This is a genomic window from Chenggangzhangella methanolivorans (assembly GCF_042648545.1).
GTDB lineage: Bacteria > Pseudomonadota > Alphaproteobacteria > Rhizobiales > Methylopilaceae > Methylopila > Methylopila methanolivorans.
In genome coordinates, this window is the sequence record NZ_JBHRXS010000004.1 from 186,649 (window position 1) to 204,630 (window position 17,982).

Below are 17,982 nucleotides of genomic sequence, written 5' to 3' on the forward strand. Positions count from 1 at the left end.
CAAACCTTCCTCATGCTGAGGAGCCCGCCATCGGCGGGCGTCTCGAAGCACGCAGTCGGTCTCAGCCTCGCGGCAGGCGCCGCATGATCCTGTGCTTGGCGCGCTTCATCACGCCGGGCGGGCGCTCGGGATCGACGAAGTCGGTCTCGGCGAGCGCCTCCTCGACCTCGCCGAGCTCGCGCACCTCGAGCTCGATCAGCCGCCGGCCGTTGCGCCCGAGCGCCTCGATGGTCGCGATCAGCGAGCCGGTCTCCTCGAGCTTGGCCGCCACCACCTCCGTCGTGGCGCCGAGATGCTCGGCCAAAAGGTCGTCGCGCACCGCCGCGATCTTCTTCGAGAGCGCCTCGTCGTCGTGCGCGTCGATCGCGAGATCGCACTCGGTGTCGAAGCCCATCGAGCGATTGTTGAGGTTGGAGGAGCCGACGCGCAGCAGCCGGTCGTCCACGATCATCACCTTGGCGTGGACGTAGATCGGCGCGCCCGAGGCGGTGGCGGGATAATAGACGCGGAAGCGCTTCTGCTTGTCGGCGTAGCGCACATGGTCGATGAGCCGCGCCCGGGCCGCGCCCATGGTCGCCTCCTCGAGCCAGCCGTCCTGGCTCTCGGGATTGACGATGACGATCTCGGGCCCGTCCGGCTCGACGAGGCGCGCGATCACGGCCTCGGCGATGCGCCGGCTCGCGAAATACTGGCTCTCGATGTAGAGGCTGCGCTTCGCGGTCGCGATCGCCGCGAGATAGAGCGCCTCGATCTCGGCCACCTGCGGATGGTCGTCATAGGCTGCGACCGTGCGCGAGATCGCGACGTCGACGCCCTCGAAGGTGGGGGCGAGCGGCTCCGGCCACAGATCCTCGCCCGTCGGCCCTTCGGCGAGCTTTTCGCCGGTCGCGCGGAACCAGCGCTCGCGGGCGATTTCGCCGAGCGCCCTGGCGGCAGCTCCGTCCACGCAGGTCGTTGCGTCGTGCCAGGGCTGGAGCGAGCGGCCCCAGGGCGAGCGGCGGTTCGGGTCCTTCTCGCGGTGCTCTCGCGTGTCCCAGCGCCCGAGCGTCATGTCGATGCCGCCGCAGAAGGCGAGCCGGTCGTCGATCGCCACGATCTTCTGGTGGTGGGACGCCATCGGCGGATGCGCGCCGTCGAGCTTCAGGCGGATGTTCTTCTTGGCCATCCACTGCAGCAGGTAGAACGGCGTCTCGCCGCGCGAGAGCGTCTCGACGATGCCGAAGCGCCACTTGAGGAGATAGATCTCCACCTCCGGCCGCCGGTCGGCGATCCAGGTGAGGAACGGGCCGAGCCGGTTGGGGCCTTCGAGCGTCGCGCCTTCGGGCTCGAGCTCGATGCGGCTGTCGAAGTCCCAGCCGATCAGCATCACCGAATGGCGCGCGTTCAGGATCGCCTGCTTTGCGAAGCGGTAATAGTCGTTCGCGTCGACGATGAAGGCGAAGCGCTCCGCCCGCTCGATGCGCCAGCAGGTGTCGCCCGGAACGAGAATGCTATCGGATGTCATGAGGTCGTCCGGGGGAAAATCACGCAGCCCGGCCGGGTTATAGCGCGACTTTCGTCAGGGGCGAGGCGGGGCGAGGGCGTGCGCGGATCCTCGGGGGAGGGGGACCATGGCGATAGCCATGGTGGAGGGGGCCGGCGCGCCGAAAAGAGTTCGCGCCTCACCCCCGCCCGAACCGCAGGCCGGGCGCCGGGCGCTCCTCGATCACCTCGCGGCGGAAGCGATAGAGCGCGGCGGGGCGCCCGCCCGTCTGGGTCTCGGACTGGCCCGTCGGCTCGACCAGCGCCGCGGCCTCGACGAGGCGGCGAAAATTCTGCTTGTGGAGCTTTCGGCCCGCTACCGCCTCGACGGCGAGCTGAAGCGCGGTCAGCGTGAAGCGCGGCGGCATCAGCTCGAACACCACGGGGCGATATTTCAGCTTCGATCGCAGCCGCCCCATCGCGGTGGCGAGGATGCGGCGATGGTCGTCGCGCATCGCCTCTCCGAGCCGCGGCGCGTCGGTCCTTGCGAGCGCCGCCGGGCGGCCGTCGCGGCAGGCCTCCTCTACGAGCCCGGCCTCGTAGAGCAGCTCGTAGCGGTCGAGCACCTTCTCCTCGTCCCAGGGCGCCTCGTCGAGGCCGAAACAGAAGCGCGCGCGGGCCAGGCGCGGCAGCGCGCGGCCGGTCTCGGCCTCGGGCGCCTCGGCGATCCAGTCGTTGAGCGCGGGCAGGATAGCGTGGTCGAGCACCTCGGGCCGGCGGCGGCGCCAGTCCTCCCAGGGGAAATAGGCGTACCACGGCCGGAACGCCGCGCCGGCCGCCTCGAGCGCCGCGCGGTCGCGCGGCCGGCGGGTGAGCGCGAGATAGCCGATCGACACCATGTGCCGGGCCTGGGGCACGAGCGCGCGGCCGCGGTCCCCGAAGGTGTAGAGCTGCTCCACATAGCCGACGTCGAGCGCGGTCTGGTCAAAGATCGAGGCGCGCAGCGCGATTTCGAGCGTGCGGTCGCGCGCCGGATCGAAGGCGCCGGAGGGAAGGCCCGCCGGCCCGCCGCCGCCGCGCGTGACGAGAATTTCCGGCGCCTCGTTCTCGACGGCGACCACCGCCGCCGACAGGCCGACGCCGACGGCCGCGGCGGCTTCGTTCATGAGCGGTCGGCGCGGTCGATCGCGAAGGGCGCGCCCTCGAAGGCGTCGCGCCCGCGGCCGATGGCGGCCACCGCCTCGACCATCCGTCCGCCGCGGCCGAGCGCGGCGTCCGCGAGGCTGACGATGAGGCGGTTGGGCGTCGCGGTGGGGCTGAGCTCGCGCATCGTGCGCGCGAGCTCGAATTCGTCGCGCGCCGGCTCGCGCGCGCAGGCGATGGCGAACGCCATGGCGGTGGAGCGGCTGACGCCCGCATAGCAGTGCACGAGGATCGGCCGGTCGTCGGCGGCCGCGAAATCCAGCGCGTCGGCCACGTGGCTTTCGCAGGGCGGCACATAGCCTTCGAGCGGCTCGACGATGTCGTGGAAGTAGAGCGTGAGGTGATCGTCCGGGGCGATCCGGGCCGGGCGCTCGATCTCGGTGCCCTCGGCCACCAGCGACAGCATGCGGTGGACGCCGAAGGCTTCGGCGCTCTCCTTCAGTCGGGTGATGGGGCAGACGGCGATCATCGGTCGAACGATAACAAACTTGAGGGCGTCGCGCATACCTCATACGGGGGATGCGTCATCCGCGCCGACCTCAGACCGCAAGCTCGGCGAAGCGGTCCAGAAACCGGCGCTTGGCGGTCTCGGCCGGCCAGGGCGTGAGGTCGGCGTCGTGCGGCGCGCCGACGGGGCGGCCGAAGACCGTCGTGGCCTCGGCGAGCGAGAAGCCCGCGAGCCGTGTCGCCTCCAGGAAGGCGGCGCTCTGGTCGGCGCGCTTCACGAGCTTGAGGCAGGCGGCGTCGGGCTCCGGCGAGAGGCCGAAGCGCAGGCGCACGGCTGCGGCGAGCCGCGCCTCGACCTCGCGGTAGCTGTCGCCGATCACCGCCTTGAACGGGCTGATCATGTCGCCGACGACATATTCGGGCCCGTCGTGCAGCAGCGCCCAGAGGAGGGACGCGCGCGGCGCCGCCGGTTCGATGCGGCGGGCGATCTGCTCCACCAGCAGCGAGTGCTGGGCGACGGAAAAAATGTGCTCGCCCGTGGTCTGTCCGTTCCAGCGCGCCACCCGGGCGAGGCCGTGGGCGACGTCCTCGATCTCGACGTCGAGCGGGGAGGGGGCGAGCAGGTCGAGCCGCCGTCCAGACAGCATGCGCTGCCACGCGCGCGGACCGGCGGCGCGTTTCGGGGCGCGGATGGGCGTGGTCGGGGGACGGTCGGGCATCGGGGCGCAAGGGCGGGACGGGCAGGGTCGCTTGGCCGCGATTCGGCTTTGACAGAGGCGCGGCGCGGGCCGAACCATGCGGCCCAAACGACAAAAACTCAAAAGGGACGGAAAAACCCCATGACGATCCTCTACGGCCACGAGCACCGCGCGCTTCAGGACGAGCACGATTCGCGCCGGCTCGCGGACCTCTGGCAGCAGATGCTGATCCACGGCGAGCTCGCGCCCGAAGAGCAGGGCTTCATCGCCTCGCGCGACTACTTCTTCCTCTCGACCGTCGACGCCAGCGGCTGGCCGACCGTCTCCTACAAGGGCGGCGCGCCCGGCTTCGTGCGCGTGCTCGACGCCCGGACGCTCGCCTTCCCGGGATACGACGGCAACGGCATGTTCCTGTCGGCCGGTAACATCGCCGAGAACGCCAAGGTCGGGCTGCTGTTCATCGACTTCGAGACGCCGCATCGCCTGCGCGTGCAGGGCGAGGGCGAGATCGTGCGCGAGGGCGAGCTCGTCGAGAGTTTCGTGGGCGCGGCCTATGCGGTGAAGGTCCGGATCACCGACGCCTTCGTCAATTGCGGCCGCTACATCCACAAGATGAGCCGCGTCGAGACGTCCCGCCACGTGCCGACCGAGGACGGCCAGCCGCTCGCCGAATGGAAGCGCATCGACGCCGTCCAGCCGCATCTGCCCGAGCGCGACAAGGCGCCGGCGGCGCAGGCCGGCGAACTCACCATCGAGCAATATGGCGAGAAGGTCGTGGCGGGGACGACCTGACTGCGCGAAGCGCGCAAATTTTCCGAGGCCCCGCTCGATTTGCGCGGGAAAGGACCCCTCGACGGTCACGGCGCCGCTAGCGTTTCGTGATCCACGCCCTATGACGTCTCCACCTCCCTCGGTCCGCCGGGACCGCAAGACCAATCAGGCGGAGACGCGACATGGCATCCACCACGGCCGAGACGGCCCCCGCGCCGACAGCCACGCCCTGGTACAAGATCCTCTATGTCCAGGTGCTGATCGCGGTCGCGATCGGCGTCGCGCTCGGCTACTTCTACCCCGATCTCGGCAAGGCGATGAAGCCGCTCGGCGACGGCTTCATCAAGCTCGTGAAGATGGTGATCGCGCCGATCATCTTCCTCACCGTGGTGCACGGCATCGCGTCGATGTCGGACATGAAGAAGGTCGGCCGCGTCGGCGTGAAGGCGCTCGTCTACTTCGAGCTCATGACCACGGTGGCGCTGATCATCGGCCTCGTGATCGTCAACCTGCTGCAGCCCGGCGCCGGCATGAACGTCGACCCGTCGAAGCTCGACGCCGGTTCGGTCGCCAAATACCAGAAGGCCGCCGAAGGCCAGACCATCACCGACTTCTTCCTGCACATCATTCCCGACCAGGTGGTCGGCGCCTTCGCGCAGGGCGAGATCATCCAGGTGCTGTTCTTCGCGATCCTGTTCGCCTTCGCGCTGCACATGATCGGCGACAAGGGCAAGCCGGTCATGGACCTGATCGACGCCTCGATGGAGATCTTCTTCAAGATCGTCGGCATCGTGATGCGCGCGGCCCCCATCGGCGCCTTCGGCGCGATGGCCTACACGATCGGCAGCCAGGGCGTCGGCGCGCTCGCCTCGCTCGCCTATCTCATGCTCGGCTTCTACCTCACCTGCCTGATCTTCGTGTTCGGCGTGCTGGGGATCGTGGGCTGGCTCACCGGCTTCTCGATCTTCAAGTTCGTCCGCTACATCGGCGAGGAGCTGCTGATCGTGCTCGGCACGTCCTCGTCGGAAAGCGTGCTGCCGCGCATGCTCGACAAGATGAAAAGGGCGGGCGCGGAGGAGAGCGTCGTCGGGCTCGTCATCCCGTCGGGCTATTCGTTCAATCTCGACGGCACCTGCATCTATCTGACGATGGCCGCGATCTTCCTCGCCCAGGCCACCAACACCGAGCAGACGCTCTGGCAGCAGATCGTCATCCTGCTGATCCTGCTGCTCACCTCGAAGGGGGCGGCGGGCGTCACGGGCTCCGGCTTCATCGTGCTCGCCGCGACGCTCCAGTCGGTGGAGCACATTCCCACCGCCGCGATCGCCCTCATCCTGGGCATCGACCGCTTCATGTCGGAGGCGCGCGCGCTCACCAACCTCGTCGGCAACGGCGTCGCGACCATCGTGGTGGCGAAGTGGGAGGGCGCGCTCGATGAGGAGAAGCTGCACGCCGAGCTCAACGGCAAGACCTCGGTACCGTCCGGCGAGAGCAGGGGTGCGGCGAATGGATAAAATGCAGCCGATAGTAAGAGTCGTCCCGCTTTCGGCAACCTTGGGTTAAGGTCTCGGGACCATCACCTTGGTCCCATGGGAAGTTCTCGCTCAAAGCCGATCCCCCAGGGATCGCCTGGCGGCGTCTCGATCAAGGTCTCCGAGGCGCTCGCCGATCATGCGGGCGTCGCCGCGATCGGGACCGACGATCCGATCGGCCGCGCGCTCGAAAGCGTGCGGCGACATCTGCGGATGGACGTCGCGTCCATTTCCGAGTTCGCAGGCGCGGCCAAGACCTTCCGCTACGTCCGCTCGCGCGCCGGCCGCGCGCCGATCTGGGCCGGGCTCTCGGTCCCGATCGCGGACGGCTACTGCAAGAAGGTGGTGGACGGGCTGCTGCCCGGCCTCATCGTCGACGCCTCGCGGCATCCGGCGGCGCGCGAGATCCCCGCGACGCGCGCCGTGCCGATCGGCTCGCACCTGTCGGTTCCGCTCGTGCTCGCGGACGGGCGCGTCTACGGCACGCTGTGCTGCTTCAGCTTCGCGCCGGACGTCACGCTGAACGAGCGCGACCTCGCGCTGCTCGCCGCCTTCGCCGACGTGCTCGCCTGCCAGATCGAGACGCAGCTCGTGGCGCTGCGCTCGCGCGACGAGCTCATCGATCGGCTCGCGGCCGCGATGCTCCGGCAGGAGCCTGCGATCGTCTACCAGCCGATCTTCAAGATGTTCGACATGAGCATCGCGGGCGCCGAGGCGCTCGCCCGCTTCGGGCTCGAGCCGAGGCGCGCGCCGGACGTGTGGTTCGCCGAAGCCGGCGCGCTCGACATGCGGACCGCGCTCGAGAAACAGGCGATCCGCAACGCGATCGACGGCTGCCGCGAGATCTGGACGGCGAGCCCCATCGATCTCAGCGTCAACTGCTCGCCGCAGACGATTGTCGAGGGCGACCTCGCGGCCTTCTTCCGCCACGACCCGTGCGAGCGGCTGATCCTGGAGATCACCGAGCACGACCACGTCGCCGAATACGGCCCTCTGCTGGCCGCGCTCGAGCCGCTGCGGCGCATGGGCGTGCGCGTGGCGGTCGACGACGCGGGGTCGGGCTACGCCAGCATGCGCCACATCGTTCATGTCGCGCCCGACTACATCAAGCTCGACCTCACTCTGACGCGCGGCATCGAGGAAGACCGGACGCGGCAGGCGCTCGCAAGCTCGCTGATCGAGTTCGGCCACCAGACGAACTGCAAGATCGTGGCCGAGGGCGTCGAGACGGCCGCCGAGCTGCTGACCCTCAGGAACCTCGGCGTCGACAAGGCGCAAGGCTATTTTCTCTCGCGGCCGATCCAGGCCGAGCACGTCGTGGACTTCGCCAGAGGCGCGGTCTCGACGCTCGCCGGGCGCGTGGCGTGGGAAGGCGCCGATCTCGGCACGCCGCCGACCGCGCTGCGCGCCTGAGCGTTATCGCCGGTTCCCGGGATTTGCGGGAGATCCGCAGCCGTCAGTCCCGCCTCGGCCGGAATGACGCCGGCGGTTCGGGCGCTTTTTTCTGCGGTCAGCGGCCGCCGGCGCGCCAGCACTCGTGCATGTGGTCGTCCACCATGCCGACCGCCTCCATGAAGGCGTAGACGATCACCGGACCGCAGAACACGAAGCCGCGTTTCTTCAGGTCCTTCGAGAGCTTTTCGGAGAGCGGCGTCGAAGTCGGCACCTCGGCGAAGGCGCGCGGGGCGTTGACCTTGGGCGCGCCGTCCACGAAGCCCCAGAGATAGTCGGAAAAATCCTCGCCCTTCTCGGCCATCGCGAGATAGGCGCGGGCGGATTTCACCGCGCCCTCGATCTTGGAGCGCGAGCGCACGATGCCGGGATTGGCCATCAGGCGCGCGACGTCGGCCTCGCCGTAAGCCGCCACGATCTCGGGCCGGAACCCCTCGAAGGCGGCGCGGAAGGCCTCGCGCTTCCGCAGGATCGTGATCCAGGCGAGACCCGCCTGGAAGCCGTCGAGCACCAGCTTTTCATAGAGCGCGCGGGCGTCGCGCTCCGGGCGGCCCCAGTCGGTGTCGTGATAGTGGACATAGAGCGGGTCGGTCCCGCACCAGGCGCAGCGCGTCTTCCCGTCCGGATGGACAAGGACCGAGGGTTTCGCCGAGGCTTGGCTCAAGCCGCGGTCTCGCCCGGCGCCGGGAAGCGCGTCCAGCCGGCCTTCTCGACGGTGAGCATGGCCGCGCCCGCGATCAGCGGCTGGCCCGCCTCTCGCGCTTCGGCCGCGCGGTCGAGACGAATCAGCGCGAGGCCGCGTCCTTCCACCGAGGAGCCCATGCGGCCGACCGTCTTCTCGCCGGCCAGCACCGCCGCGCCGACTTCCGGCGGCAGGCCGTCGATCCGCACCGGCGTCACCCGCGTGCGCGCCGTGCCGCGATGCTCCATGCGGCTCACGACCTCCTGGCCGACATAGCATCCCTTCTTGAAGTCGATGCCGTTCAGCTGGTCGAGGCAGGCCTCGTGCGGAAACGCGTCGCCATAGACGAAGTCGAGCCCGCCCATCGGCACGCCGAGCGCGATGCGGTGCTCGCGGTAGCGCTCGAGGCCGACGTCGGCGACGCCGTCGGGCATCGCCGAGCCCGGCGCGACATAGGCGCGCGCGCCGAGCCCGGGCAGGCGCGGGTCGATCACGAAGTCGGGCCCGCCGCGCGGCAGCAGCTGGCCGTCGCCCCAGACGACGAGCGTGCGGAACCGGTCGCTCGCGTCCTCGATCTCGACCTTCGAGCGCAGCTTGTAGAGCGTGAGCCGCCGCGCGATGTCGGCGGCGAGATGTCCGGCCAGGTCGAGGCGGAAGCCGCCCTCGATTCGCGAGGCCAGCATGTCGGCGATGATCTTGCCCTGCGGCGTCAGCAACGCCGCATAGGCCGCCCGTCCCGCCGCGAGCTTGCCCACGTCGTTGGTCAGGAGATTATCGAGAAACCGGCCGGCGTCCGACCCCGTCACGTGGAGGACGCCGCGACCGTCTAGGAAAGCGCCGCGCATCCGGCTTCTCCTGTCCGTGTTGCTTTCAGCCCCGCGCAAAGGTAGCTGGCCGGGGGAGCGGCCTCAAGCGGGTCCTTCGACGAGGAGGGAACACATGCCCGAGACCTTCGACCTCGTGATGACCGGCGGCGTCGTCGCGAACCATGACGGCGAACGCCGCGCCGATATCGGCGTGCGCGACGGCCGCATCGCCGAGATCGGCGATCTGTCCGGCGCCTCGGCCGGAGAGACGATCGACTGCGCGGGCCTTCATTTGCTGCCCGGCGTCATCGACACGCAGGTGCATTTTCGCGAGCCGGGCGCCGAGCACAAGGAAGACCTCGAATCAGGCTCGCGCGCGGCCGTGCTCGGCGGCGTGACGGCGGTGTTCGAGATGCCCAACACCAATCCGCTCACCGTCACGCCCGAGGCGCTCGCCGACAAGCTGGCGCGGGCCAAGGGCCGCATGCATTGCGACCACGCCTTCTTCGTCGGCGGCACGCATGAGAACGCCAAGCACGTCGCCGAGCTGGAGCGCCTTCCGGGGGCCGCCGGCATCAAGATCTTCATGGGCTCGTCGACCGGCTCGCTGCTCGTTCAGGACGACGACGGCGTGTCCGAGATCCTCAGGCGCACCCGCCGGCGCGTGTCGTTCCATTCCGAGGACGAGCCGCGGCTCGTCGAGCGCAAGGGCGAGCGCATCCCCGGCGACCCGCAGAGCCACCCGGTGTGGCGCGACGTCGAGGTCGCGATGAAATGCACGCGCCGCCTCACGGCGATCGCCCGCCGGCACGGCGCCAAGATCCATGTGCTGCACATTTCGACGGCCGAGGAGATGCGCTTCCTCGCCGACTACAAGGACGTGGCGACGGTCGAATGCACGCCGCACCACCTCACGCTCGGCTCCGACGCCTACGCAAGGCTCGGCGCGAAGGCGCAGATGAACCCGCCGGTGCGCGACGACGCCCATCGCGAGGGCATCTGGTGGGGGCTCCGTCAGGGCGTCGTCGACGTGCTCGGCTCCGACCACGCGCCCCATCAGCTCGAGGAGAAGGCCAAGCCCTATCCCGACAGCCCCTCGGGGATGACGGGCGTGCAGACGCTTGTGCCGATCATGCTCGACCACGTCGCGGCCGGGCGCCTCAGCCTCGCCCGCTTCGTCGACCTGTCGAGCCACGGGCCCTCGCGCATCTTCGGCATCGCGCGCAAGGGCCGGATCGCGGTCGGCTATGACGCCGACGTCACGGTGGTGGACCTGAAGCGCCGCGAGACGATCACCAATGCGTGGATCGGCTCAAAAAGCCGCTGGACGCCCTATGACGGGGTGTCGGTCACCGGGTGGCCGGTCGGGACGGTCATTCGGGGGCGGCGCGTGATGTGGGACGGGGAGATCGTGACGCCGGGATCCGGCGAGCCGGTGCGCTTCATCGACACGCTCGCCGCGTGAGCGGCGCGGCGGGACGATCTGGCCGGGCCTGCGGCCCGCGGCTTGCTTCGCAGGCGGCGGACGCCACTTCGACCCTGCGCCCCGCCCGACTCTCCAGCGAAAGCCGAACCATCGTGCCGAGGAGACGCCCGTCGTGATGGACCTGTCGCTGATCGCGACCGGCATGGCCATCGGCGTGGGCGTCAACGCGCCCGTCGGTCCGGTGAACGTCATGTGCATCCACCGGGCGATCCGGAACGGACCGACCTCGGCGATGGCGGCGGGCTTCGGGGCGTGGGTGGCGGACGTGATCTTCGCCGCCGCCGCCGCCTTCGGCGTCACGGCGATCTCGGCCTTCGTCGAGGGCCATCTGCCGGTGATCAAGGTGGTGGGCGGCGCGGTGATGATCGCCTTCGCGATGAAGCTGCTCTATGCGCCGTCTTCGATGAGCTCGGCGCCCGCCAACGACACCAAGCTGTCGCTGTTCCACGCCGCGCTCACCTCGCTGGTGCTGACCGCGACCAACCCGGCCGTGCTGCTCGGCTTCTTCGCGATCTTCGGCGGGCTCGCCGGCATCGGCGACGATCCGGGCTACGGCACGGCGGCGCAGCTCACCATCGGGGTCGCGATCGGAAGCGCGGCCTGGTGGGCGCTGCTCTCGACCGGCGCCAGCCGGCTGCGCGAGCGAATCGCGGAGAAATGGCTCGGGCGCATCAACACGATCTCGGGCGGCGCGCTCGCGATCTTCGGCTTCATCGTGCTGATCGGCGTCGCGCTCGGCTATTGAGGACGCGGCGGCTCGGGAGCCGCCGCGCCGCCTCGTCAGGTCAGCCGCAGATCACGATGAGCGTGAAGGGAGCGTCCTGCTCCTTGCGGCTCTTGCCGTTGAAGGTCTCGACATAGAGCGTGTCGGTGGTGCCGAAGAGGCCGCTGACGGTGATGAAGTTCGGCGGGAAGAAGCCCCGGAAGCGGCCGTAGCCGATCGAGCCCGTCCACACGCAGCCGGTCAGGTCGCGCTTGAACTTGACGGCCCACTGGCCGTCCTTGGCCCCGCCATTGGCGCGAACGACCGAGTCGACGCCGATGCCGTTGATGAGCGCGCCGTCGAGGTCGACCGCCGCGCCGAGCTGGGCGGCGCCGAGCGCGGAGCCGGCGACGCTCGGGCCGACCATCAGGAGGCTCGCCGAAACCGCGAGCGCTGCGAAAAGCTTAGACATGCGTATTCCCCCACAAAACGACGTTTGCAGGAGTGCTGTAGTACAGCTTCAAGTTTCGGGCAATTGACGCAAAGTTATCGTCGGGCGATCAATGCTTCTGATCGCTCGACGATGACCAATGTTGCTTGGCGCTCGGGCGTGTCGGAAAGCTGCGGTCGCACGCCCGGCGAAGTCCAGAGCGCGCGCCGACCGATCAGTGCGGCAGGCGCGGCAGCGTGTAGCCGCCGGTCCGGATGCGTTCGGGCAGCTTCTCGGCGAAGCGGGCGGTGGCCTCCTCGCCGAAGGACAGCACCAGCTCCTTCAGCGCCGCGAACAGGGCCGCATGCGCGACGCAGTCGGGCGAGATGCCGTCGAGCAGGGCCTCTTCCCAGGCCTCGTCGAGATAAGCGAGCGCGGCGCGGCGGCCGTCGACAGGGGTGTCGTCCGTAGTCGTATCGTCGTGACTCATACTCGGTCCCTGCTCCCAGACTCAGGACCGTATCGGGTTTCAGGCCCGGGCGAAGCCGATTCTCGAAGAAAGGGTTAACGCGCTTCGGAAAACTCGGGGGTGGCCGTTTACGGTCCGTAACGAGATTTCACGTCCGTCGCGATCTTCGAGGTCTCGGCCAGGAACAGCCGGCTCGCCGCGCGCGCGGCCGGCGTGCAGGCGCGGTAGCTGCGCGCCCAGGTGCGGAAGCTCGCATTGAACGCGCCGGCCAGGCGATCCCGGCGGTCGGGCGCCGGTTGCTCCGCCTCGATGAGCGCCGCCATCCGGTCGCGCCACTGGTTGGCGTCGCTCTCCTGGCAGACCGTCCGCAGGTGGTGGAGCGCGCCGAGCAGCTCGGCGAGCCGCATCATCTGCGGCTCATAGGGCGGCGGCGCGTTGGGATCGGGCGCGGCCGGCCGCGCCGGGGGAGGGGGCGCGGCGGTCGGCGTCGGGGGCGAATGGCGCTGCCGGCCGGCGTCGCCCGGCTGCGCGGCGAGCGGCGCGGCGCCGAGCGCGAGCGCCGCAAGTAGGACGACGGCGCGCCTCACGATCCCGCCTCCTTCGCAAGCGCCGCCGCGCGCTCGATCACGCGGGCGAGCCCCTCGGTGGTCTCGTAGCCGCCGATCTCGTCCGGGCCGACCCAGGCGATCGCGTCGGCCTCGTCGCCGACGCTCGCTTCGCCCGCCGTCCAGCGGCCGCAATAGGCGAAGATCACGGCGTGGCTGAGCGCGTCTCCGCCGTCGTTCCGCCGGATCGCCTCGACGACCTCGGCGAGGCCCAGGATTTCGGCCGAGACGCCGGTCTCCTCCATGAGCTCCCGGCGCGCCGCCTCCATGGCGGTCTCGCCGAACTCGATTCGCCCTCCCGGCAACGACCAGAGCCCCCGTCCGGGCTCGCGGACGCGGCGCGCGATCAGCACCTTGCCGTCGCGGAAACAGGCGAGGCTCGCGGCGAGGATCGGCCGGGGCGCCTGGCCGCCGGTCACGCGGCGCCTCCCGATTCCGCTTGATCGGACCCGTTGAGCCGTGCGAGCACGCCGGGCGCCGGAAGGCGGGGCGCCGAAGAGACTCGGTCGCCGCGATGCAGGACATCGATCATGTGCGGACGCTTCGCCCTGACTTCGCCGAGAGCCGCCGTCGAGGCGCTGACGGGCGCCGTCTCGGCCGCGGAGTTCGAGCCGCGCTATAACATCTCGCCGTCGCAAATGGTGAAGGCCGTCGCCGAAGACGGCGATAAGCGGTTGATTTCGGACTATCGCTTCGGGCTCTCGCCGGGCTTCGCCACCGAGGGGGGGGCGCCGCAGCTCGTCGTCAACGCCCGCGCCGAGACCGCGGCGCAGCGCCCGGCCTTCCGCTCCGCGCTGCATGGGCGCCGCTGCCTCGTGCCCGCCGACGCCTGGTATGAGTGGAAGACGCTCGGGCGCTTCAAGCAGCCCTATCTCATCCGCCGCGCCGACCGCGCGCTCGTGACCTTCGCGGCGCTGTGGGACGTCGCGACCCTGGCCGACGGCCAGAAGGTGAGGGCGCTCGCCATCGTCACCACGGCGGCCGGCGCCGACGTCTCGGGGATCCACGACCGCATGCCGGCGGTCGTCGCGCCCGAGCATCGCGACGCCTGGCTCGACGCGCGGGTCGACGGGGCGAGCCTCGCGCTGCGGTGCCTGGAGCCTGCGTCGGCCGGAACCTTCGAGACGATCGCGATCGGCGCGCTGATCAACCGGCCGTCGAACGACGGTCCCGAGGTCCAGCAGCCGGCGCCGGAGCGCGGCGAGGGCGACCCGGCGCAGCCGCGCCTGATCTGACGGTCTCAGCCGCGCGGCGCGACGCGGGAGTAGGGCGGGAACACGCCGCGTTCGGTCGGACGGGCGCGCTCGGCGGTGTCGACCGGCTCGCAGACGCCCGCGCTCTCGACCGCATGTTCGCGCTCGACCCAGCGGCAGGCCGCATAGCCGCCCGCGCCTTTCTGGCAGACCTGCTCCTTGTAGCGAACGACGTCGACGCGCGGCGCGCGGCAGGCGTCGACCGTCACCCTGACGCCTCCGCCCATCGGGCGGTCGGCGGCCTTGGCCGAGAACGAGAGGACGAGCGCCGCCATCAAGGCGACGAAGAGGCGGCCGGCGACGCGGGACATGGTGCGGCTCCACAGGACTTCTGGAGCCGCATCATGGAGACCCGTGGTTAAGCCGCGGTTTCCGGCGCGAGCAGCACGCCCGGATTGAACAGGCCCTTCGGATCGAGCGCGAGCTTCACGGTGCGGAACAGGTCGAGCTCGACCTGCGACTTCACGCCTGGCAGCAGGTCGCGCTTCAGCCGGCCGACGCCGTGCTCGGCCGCGATCGAGCCGCCATAGGCCGCCACGATGTCGTGCACCACGCGGTTCATCGCGTCCCAGCCTTCGAGATAGGTCTTCTTGTCGGCTCCGACCGGCTGGCTGACGTTGAAGTGGATGTTGCCGTCGCCGAGATGGCCGAAGGCGACGACGCGCGCGCCGTCGAGATGCTGCTCGACCGCGGCCGTGGCCTCGACGATGAAGTCCGCGACCTTGGAGAGCGGCGTCGAGACGTCGTGCTTGATCGAGCCGCCGGCATGGCCCTGGGCCTCGGACAGCCCGAGCCGGATGCGCCAGAAGGCTTCGGCCTGCTCGCCGGACGCCGCGATCGCGGCGTCCGTGACGGTCCCGTCCTCGAAGGCGGCCTCGAGGATCTGCTCCATGGTCTGCGCGAGCCCGACCTCGAGCGGCGACGACAGCTCCAAGAGCACGTACCAGGGCGAGGGCTCGGCGAGCGGGTCGCGCGTGCCGGGCACATGGGCGAAGGTCATTTCGAGGCCGATGCGCGGCATCAGCTCGCAGCCGGTGAGCGCCTGTCCGGCGCTCGCCCGCGCCGCGCGGAACAGCGCGAGCGCGGCGTGCGGCGAGGGCACGGCCACGAAGGCCGTCGCGGTCTCGCGCGCGGCGGGAAACAGCTTGATCACCGCCGCGGTGACGACGCCGAGCGTGCCCTCCGAGCCGATGAAGAGATGCTTGAGGTCATAGCCGGTGTTGTCCTTGCGCAGGCGTCTCAGCCCGTTCCAGATCCGCCCGTCGGGCAGCACCGCCTCGACGCCGAGCACGAGGTCGCGAGTGTTGCCGTAGGCCACGACGCCGACGCCGCCGGCGTTCGACGCGATGTTGCCGCCGATCGTGCAGGTGCCCTCCGAGCCGAGGCTCAAGGGGAACAGCCGCCCGGCCTCGGAGGCCGCCTCCTGGACGCGCTGGAGCGTGACGCCGGCCTCCACCACCATCAGGTTCTCGTCGGCGTCGACCTCGCGGATGCGGTCGAGCTTGGCGGTCGAGACGAGGATCTGCGCGCCGCTGAGATCCGGCGTCTGGCCGCCCACGAGCCCGGTGTTGCCGCCCTGGGGCACGACCGCGACGCCGGCCTCATGCGCGAGCGCGACGATCGCCGAGACCTCCTCGACGGTCCGGGGCGTCAGAACGAGCGCGGCCTTGCCCTTGTAGAGTCCGCGCGGCTCGGCGAGCTTCGGCGCGGCCGCGTCGTCGTCGAGCCGGTCGCGGTCGGCGACGAGGGCCGCGAAACGGGCGATGAGGTCTGGCGACAGGGGGGCGGCGGCTGCGGTCTCGGTCATGGCGGCGCGAGGTTAGCATTCTCGTGTGGCGGGGTCCGCACGCAATGTTCTGAACGCCGCTCCGGCGCCTTGACGAGCGGGCGCGCCAAGCTTCTAGCTCCACGCGAATGTGGGGAACCGAGATGAGCGTGAAACAGGGGCCGATGGGCCGGCGCAAGAGCGCCTCCGAGGGCAAGCGCGTTCGGCGCGAGATGCTCATCGCCGGGCTTGCGAAGTTCGGTCTTCAGAAGATCGAGAAGCGCCTGCCGGAATGGCGCAAGCGCGACTACTTCGCCTCCGCGCGCGGCCACGCCATCGAGGGCATCCCCGACGAGCGCTGCTTCGTGCTGCAGAACGTCATCCGCGCGCTGAAGGACGTGCCCGGCGACGTCGCCGAATGCGGGCTGCGCTTCGGCAAGAGCACCGCCTTCATGCTGGAGGCCGACCCGCGCAAGGACCGCTCCTGGCGCCTGTTCGACAGCTTCGAGGGCCTCTCCGAGCCGGAAGCCGCGGACGCGCTCGCCGACACCGGCAAGGCCCATTGGGGCAAGTCCGACCTCGACGTGCCCGAGGAGATCGTGCGGCGGGATCTCCAGGGCTTCGGCCAGGACCTGCACTTCTACAAGGGCTGGATCCCGACGCGCTTCCCGGAGGTCGCGGACCGGACCTTCGCGCTGCTGCATGTCGACGTCGACCTCTATCGGCCGACGGTCGATTCGCTCGAGTTCTTCTGGCCGCGCATGGTCCCGGGGGCGGTGGTGGTCTGCGACGACTACGGCTCGCGCAAGTGCCCCGGCGCCAAGCAGGCCTTCGACGAGTTCTTCGCCGACAAGGACGCGCGGCTGATCGAGCTGCCGACCGTGCAGGCGCTGGTGTTCAAGCCGGGCTGAGGGCGCGGGAGCGGCCTTCGGCGCACGCTCTCTCTCTCTCTCTCTCTCTCTCTCTCAACGGTCCTCATGCTGAGGAGCTCGCCGGAGGCGAGCGTCTCGAAGCACGCAGTACGCTTCAGCTGCGGAGACCGACTGCGTGCTTCGAGACGGCCCTTCGGGCCTCCTCAGCATGAGGACCGTTGACGGAGCGAGCGCGGGAAGTGAGGACCGGCGGAGGTTCGGGCGCTCACCCGCGCGGGGCGGCGGCCCGCTCCAGCCGGTCGCGGATCGCCTCGCCGAGGCCGGTCGCCGGGATCGGCGCGACCGCGATGCGGGCGGCGCCGGAAGCGTCGAGGCGGCGCAGCGCCGCGAACAGGCGCGCGGCCGCCTCGCGCAGGTCGCCCGACGGGCTCAGGTTCTCGTAAGCCGCCGCCTGCGCGCCGAGGCCATGGTCCGGCCCGAACCCCAGAAGGGCTTCGCCTGCGGAGAGCTCCGTCGCGTCGAGCCGCACAGCGGCGTTCGGGGCGTAATGCGAGGTGAGGCGGCCGGGCGCGAGCGGCGCGGCCTCGTCGGAGACGGCCTCCGCCAGAGAGCGCCCGAGCACGGCTTCGATCGCCTCGCGCGGCAGGCCTCCGGGCCGCAGCAGCCGCGGCTCTGCGTCGAGGCACGCGACGATCGTGGATTCGACCCCGACCGCCGTTTCGCCCCCGTCGAGGACCGCGTCGATGCGGCCGTCGAGATCGGCGAGAACATGGTCGGCGGTCGTCGGGCTCACGCGGCCTGAGCGGTTGGCCGAGGGCGCGACGACAGGGCGGCCGGCGGCCTCCAGAAGGGCGCGGGCGAGCGGATGGTCGGGCGCGCGCAGCGCGACGCTCGGAAGGCCGGCGCGAGCCAGATCGCAGACCGGGGAGGTCTCCTCGCAGGGAACCACGAGCGTCAGCGGACCCGGCCAGAACGCTGCGGCGAGCATTCGCGCGGTCGCGTCGAACCGCCCGAGCGCCAAGGCGGCTTCAAGCGAAAGCACATGGGCGATCAGCGGGTTGAACGAGGGCCTTCCCTTGGCGGCGTAGAGCGAGGCGACCGCCATCGGGTCGGTGGCGTCCGCGCCGAGGCCGTAGACGGTCTCCGTCGGGAAGGCCACGAGACCTCCCTTCGCGATCAGCCGGCCGGCCGCCGCGACGTCGGCGGCGGTGAGGCGGCGGGTGGCGCGGCTCGCAGGATGATCGGCGGCGGGGGCGGTCACTTCGGTCTCGGCGTTGGGTGGACCCCGCGCCGCGGCGCGGCGGTTGCGGGGCGGCGCGCGATGGCGGATAGACGCGTTGGAGCGGC

Annotated in this window: 20 protein-coding genes; 7 read left to right on the plus strand and 13 right to left on the minus strand. The window is 70.5% G+C overall.

Translation table 11 applies throughout. The annotated features are described in order from the left end of the window. Positions 1 to 61: 61 nt before the first annotated feature. The 4 genes from ACFOWB_RS06175 to ACFOWB_RS06190 form a co-directional block, all read right to left on the minus strand. A complete protein-coding gene (locus ACFOWB_RS06175; protein WP_261404127.1) occupies positions 62 to 1,504 on the minus strand; it encodes a phospholipase D-like domain-containing protein in 1,443 nt (480 codons plus the stop codon). A 157-nt stretch (positions 1,505 to 1,661) separates the two neighbouring features. Next, positions 1,662 to 2,627: an NUDIX hydrolase gene (locus ACFOWB_RS06180; protein WP_261404126.1), complete on the minus strand. Its 966-nt coding sequence runs from the start codon at positions 2,625 to 2,627 to the stop codon at positions 1,662 to 1,664. Beyond that, complete coding sequence (locus tag ACFOWB_RS06185; RefSeq protein ID WP_261404125.1) at positions 2,624 to 3,133, minus strand: tyrosine phosphatase family protein; 510 nt, start codon at positions 3,131 to 3,133, stop codon at positions 2,624 to 2,626. The genes ACFOWB_RS06180 and ACFOWB_RS06185 overlap by 4 nt, the downstream gene beginning before the upstream one ends. Before the next feature lie 70 nt (positions 3,134 to 3,203). Further along, positions 3,204 to 3,830 (minus strand): HD family hydrolase, encoded by a 627-nt coding sequence (locus tag ACFOWB_RS06190; protein ID WP_261404124.1) that lies wholly within the window; start codon positions 3,828 to 3,830, stop codon positions 3,204 to 3,206. A 120-nt stretch (positions 3,831 to 3,950) separates the two neighbouring features. Between ACFOWB_RS06190 and ACFOWB_RS06195 the strand changes: the two genes are divergently transcribed. The 3 genes from ACFOWB_RS06195 to ACFOWB_RS06205 all read left to right on the plus strand — a co-directional run bounded on the left by ACFOWB_RS06195 (position 3,951) and on the right by ACFOWB_RS06205 (position 7,525). Next, on the plus strand, positions 3,951 to 4,601 hold the full coding sequence (locus ACFOWB_RS06195; protein WP_261404123.1) for a pyridoxamine 5'-phosphate oxidase family protein: 651 nt from the start codon (positions 3,951 to 3,953) through the stop codon (positions 4,599 to 4,601). Between the two features lie 161 nt (positions 4,602 to 4,762). Then, the gene (locus tag ACFOWB_RS06200; protein ID WP_261404122.1) at positions 4,763 to 6,094 is read left to right on the plus strand and encodes a dicarboxylate/amino acid:cation symporter; all 1,332 of its coding nucleotides are present in this window, start codon (positions 4,763 to 4,765) and stop codon (positions 6,092 to 6,094) included. A 75-nt stretch (positions 6,095 to 6,169) separates the two neighbouring features. After that, positions 6,170 to 7,525, plus strand: coding sequence for a sensor domain-containing phosphodiesterase (locus ACFOWB_RS06205; protein WP_261404121.1), 1,356 nt, complete (start codon positions 6,170 to 6,172; stop codon positions 7,523 to 7,525). A gap of 97 nt (positions 7,526 to 7,622) precedes the next feature. Here ACFOWB_RS06205 and ACFOWB_RS06210 read toward each other — a convergent pair whose 3' ends face one another. Then, positions 7,623 to 8,228: a DNA-3-methyladenine glycosylase I gene (locus tag ACFOWB_RS06210; protein WP_261404120.1), complete on the minus strand. Its 606-nt coding sequence runs from the start codon at positions 8,226 to 8,228 to the stop codon at positions 7,623 to 7,625. After that, positions 8,225 to 9,091: a CAF17-like 4Fe-4S cluster assembly/insertion protein YgfZ gene (gene ygfZ / locus ACFOWB_RS06215; RefSeq protein WP_261404119.1), complete on the minus strand. Its 867-nt coding sequence runs from the start codon at positions 9,089 to 9,091 to the stop codon at positions 8,225 to 8,227. The genes ACFOWB_RS06210 and ygfZ overlap by 4 nt, the downstream gene beginning before the upstream one ends. Positions 9,092 to 9,185: 94 nt before the next feature. Here ygfZ and ACFOWB_RS06220 point away from each other — a divergent pair, with 94 nt between their 5' ends. Continuing rightward, the gene (locus ACFOWB_RS06220) at positions 9,186 to 10,517 is read left to right on the plus strand and encodes a dihydroorotase (protein WP_378146263.1); all 1,332 of its coding nucleotides are present in this window, start codon (positions 9,186 to 9,188) and stop codon (positions 10,515 to 10,517) included. Positions 10,518 to 10,653: 136 nt separating this feature from the next. Then, on the plus strand, positions 10,654 to 11,283 hold the full coding sequence (locus tag ACFOWB_RS06225) for a LysE family translocator (RefSeq protein ID WP_261404118.1): 630 nt from the start codon (positions 10,654 to 10,656) through the stop codon (positions 11,281 to 11,283). Between the two features lie 40 nt (positions 11,284 to 11,323). Here the strand turns inward: ACFOWB_RS06225 and ACFOWB_RS06230 are convergent, their stop codons facing one another. The 4 genes from ACFOWB_RS06230 to ACFOWB_RS06245 all read right to left on the minus strand — a co-directional run bounded on the left by ACFOWB_RS06230 (position 11,324) and on the right by ACFOWB_RS06245 (position 13,164). Beyond that, positions 11,324 to 11,713, minus strand: a complete 390-nt coding sequence (locus ACFOWB_RS06230; RefSeq protein WP_378146266.1) for a hypothetical protein — start codon at positions 11,711 to 11,713, stop codon at positions 11,324 to 11,326. A 193-nt stretch (positions 11,714 to 11,906) separates the two neighbouring features. After that, entirely contained in the window at positions 11,907 to 12,161 is a 255-nt protein-coding gene (locus tag ACFOWB_RS06235; RefSeq protein WP_261404116.1) for a hypothetical protein, read from the minus strand. 107 nt (positions 12,162 to 12,268) lie between these two features. Beyond that, a complete protein-coding gene (locus ACFOWB_RS06240; RefSeq protein WP_261404115.1) occupies positions 12,269 to 12,727 on the minus strand; it encodes a TIGR02301 family protein in 459 nt (152 codons plus the stop codon). Next, positions 12,724 to 13,164, minus strand: coding sequence for an NUDIX hydrolase (locus ACFOWB_RS06245; RefSeq protein ID WP_261404114.1), 441 nt, complete (start codon positions 13,162 to 13,164; stop codon positions 12,724 to 12,726). Before ACFOWB_RS06245 ends, ACFOWB_RS06240 begins: the two co-directional genes overlap by 4 nt. Before the next feature lie 111 nt (positions 13,165 to 13,275). Between ACFOWB_RS06245 and ACFOWB_RS06250 the strand changes: the two genes are divergently transcribed. After that, the gene (locus ACFOWB_RS06250; protein WP_378146270.1) at positions 13,276 to 13,980 is read left to right on the plus strand and encodes an SOS response-associated peptidase; all 705 of its coding nucleotides are present in this window, start codon (positions 13,276 to 13,278) and stop codon (positions 13,978 to 13,980) included. 5 nt (positions 13,981 to 13,985) lie between these two features. On the opposite strand, the gene ACFOWB_RS06255 is transcribed toward ACFOWB_RS06250, so the two are convergent. Both ACFOWB_RS06255 and ACFOWB_RS06260 read right to left on the minus strand, forming a co-directional pair. Continuing rightward, a complete protein-coding gene (locus ACFOWB_RS06255) occupies positions 13,986 to 14,309 on the minus strand; it encodes a hypothetical protein (RefSeq protein ID WP_378146272.1) in 324 nt (107 codons plus the stop codon). Between the two features lie 47 nt (positions 14,310 to 14,356). Beyond that, complete coding sequence (locus ACFOWB_RS06260; RefSeq protein WP_378146274.1) at positions 14,357 to 15,805, minus strand: FAD-binding oxidoreductase; 1,449 nt, start codon at positions 15,803 to 15,805, stop codon at positions 14,357 to 14,359. Positions 15,806 to 15,927: 122 nt separating this feature from the next. Here ACFOWB_RS06260 and ACFOWB_RS06265 point away from each other — a divergent pair, with 122 nt between their 5' ends. Continuing rightward, a complete protein-coding gene (locus tag ACFOWB_RS06265; RefSeq protein ID WP_261404113.1) occupies positions 15,928 to 16,674 on the plus strand; it encodes a TylF/MycF family methyltransferase in 747 nt (248 codons plus the stop codon). A gap of 226 nt (positions 16,675 to 16,900) precedes the next feature. On the opposite strand, the gene ACFOWB_RS06270 is transcribed toward ACFOWB_RS06265, so the two are convergent. After that, the gene (locus tag ACFOWB_RS06270) at positions 16,901 to 17,896 is read right to left on the minus strand and encodes an L-threonylcarbamoyladenylate synthase (protein ID WP_378146276.1); all 996 of its coding nucleotides are present in this window, start codon (positions 17,894 to 17,896) and stop codon (positions 16,901 to 16,903) included. Positions 17,897 to 17,982 lie beyond the last annotated feature (86 nt).

Bases quoted from the DNA above. Each gene is read 5' to 3' on its own strand.
- ACFOWB_RS06185 (WP_261404125.1), bottom strand. From the start codon at position 3,133: ATGATCGCCGTCTGCCCCATCACCCGACTGAAGGAGAGCGCCGAAGCC.
- ACFOWB_RS06205 (WP_261404121.1), top strand. From the start codon at position 6,170: ATGGGAAGTTCTCGCTCAAAGCCGATCCCCCAGGGATCGCCTGGCGGC.
- ACFOWB_RS06220 (WP_378146263.1), top strand. From the start codon at position 9,186: ATGCCCGAGACCTTCGACCTCGTGATGACCGGCGGCGTCGTCGCGAAC.
- ACFOWB_RS06190 (WP_261404124.1), bottom strand. From the start codon at position 3,830: ATGCCCGACCGTCCCCCGACCACGCCCATCCGCGCCCCGAAACGCGCC.
- ygfZ (WP_261404119.1), bottom strand. From the start codon at position 9,091: ATGCGCGGCGCTTTCCTAGACGGTCGCGGCGTCCTCCACGTGACGGGG.
- ACFOWB_RS06250 (WP_378146270.1), top strand. From the start codon at position 13,276: ATGTGCGGACGCTTCGCCCTGACTTCGCCGAGAGCCGCCGTCGAGGCG.
- ACFOWB_RS06180 (WP_261404126.1), bottom strand. From the start codon at position 2,627: ATGAACGAAGCCGCCGCGGCCGTCGGCGTCGGCCTGTCGGCGGCGGTG.
- ACFOWB_RS06200 (WP_261404122.1), top strand. From the start codon at position 4,763: ATGGCATCCACCACGGCCGAGACGGCCCCCGCGCCGACAGCCACGCCC.
- ACFOWB_RS06255 (WP_378146272.1), bottom strand. From the start codon at position 14,309: ATGTCCCGCGTCGCCGGCCGCCTCTTCGTCGCCTTGATGGCGGCGCTC.
- ACFOWB_RS06175 (WP_261404127.1), bottom strand. From the start codon at position 1,504: ATGACATCCGATAGCATTCTCGTTCCGGGCGACACCTGCTGGCGCATC.
- ACFOWB_RS06260 (WP_378146274.1), bottom strand. From the start codon at position 15,805: ATGACCGAGACCGCAGCCGCCGCCCCCCTGTCGCCAGACCTCATCGCC.
- ACFOWB_RS06235 (WP_261404116.1), bottom strand. From the start codon at position 12,161: ATGAGTCACGACGATACGACTACGGACGACACCCCTGTCGACGGCCGC.
- ACFOWB_RS06230 (WP_378146266.1), bottom strand. From the start codon at position 11,713: ATGTCTAAGCTTTTCGCAGCGCTCGCGGTTTCGGCGAGCCTCCTGATG.
- ACFOWB_RS06225 (WP_261404118.1), top strand. From the start codon at position 10,654: ATGGACCTGTCGCTGATCGCGACCGGCATGGCCATCGGCGTGGGCGTC.
- ACFOWB_RS06195 (WP_261404123.1), top strand. From the start codon at position 3,951: ATGACGATCCTCTACGGCCACGAGCACCGCGCGCTTCAGGACGAGCAC.
- ACFOWB_RS06265 (WP_261404113.1), top strand. From the start codon at position 15,928: ATGAGCGTGAAACAGGGGCCGATGGGCCGGCGCAAGAGCGCCTCCGAG.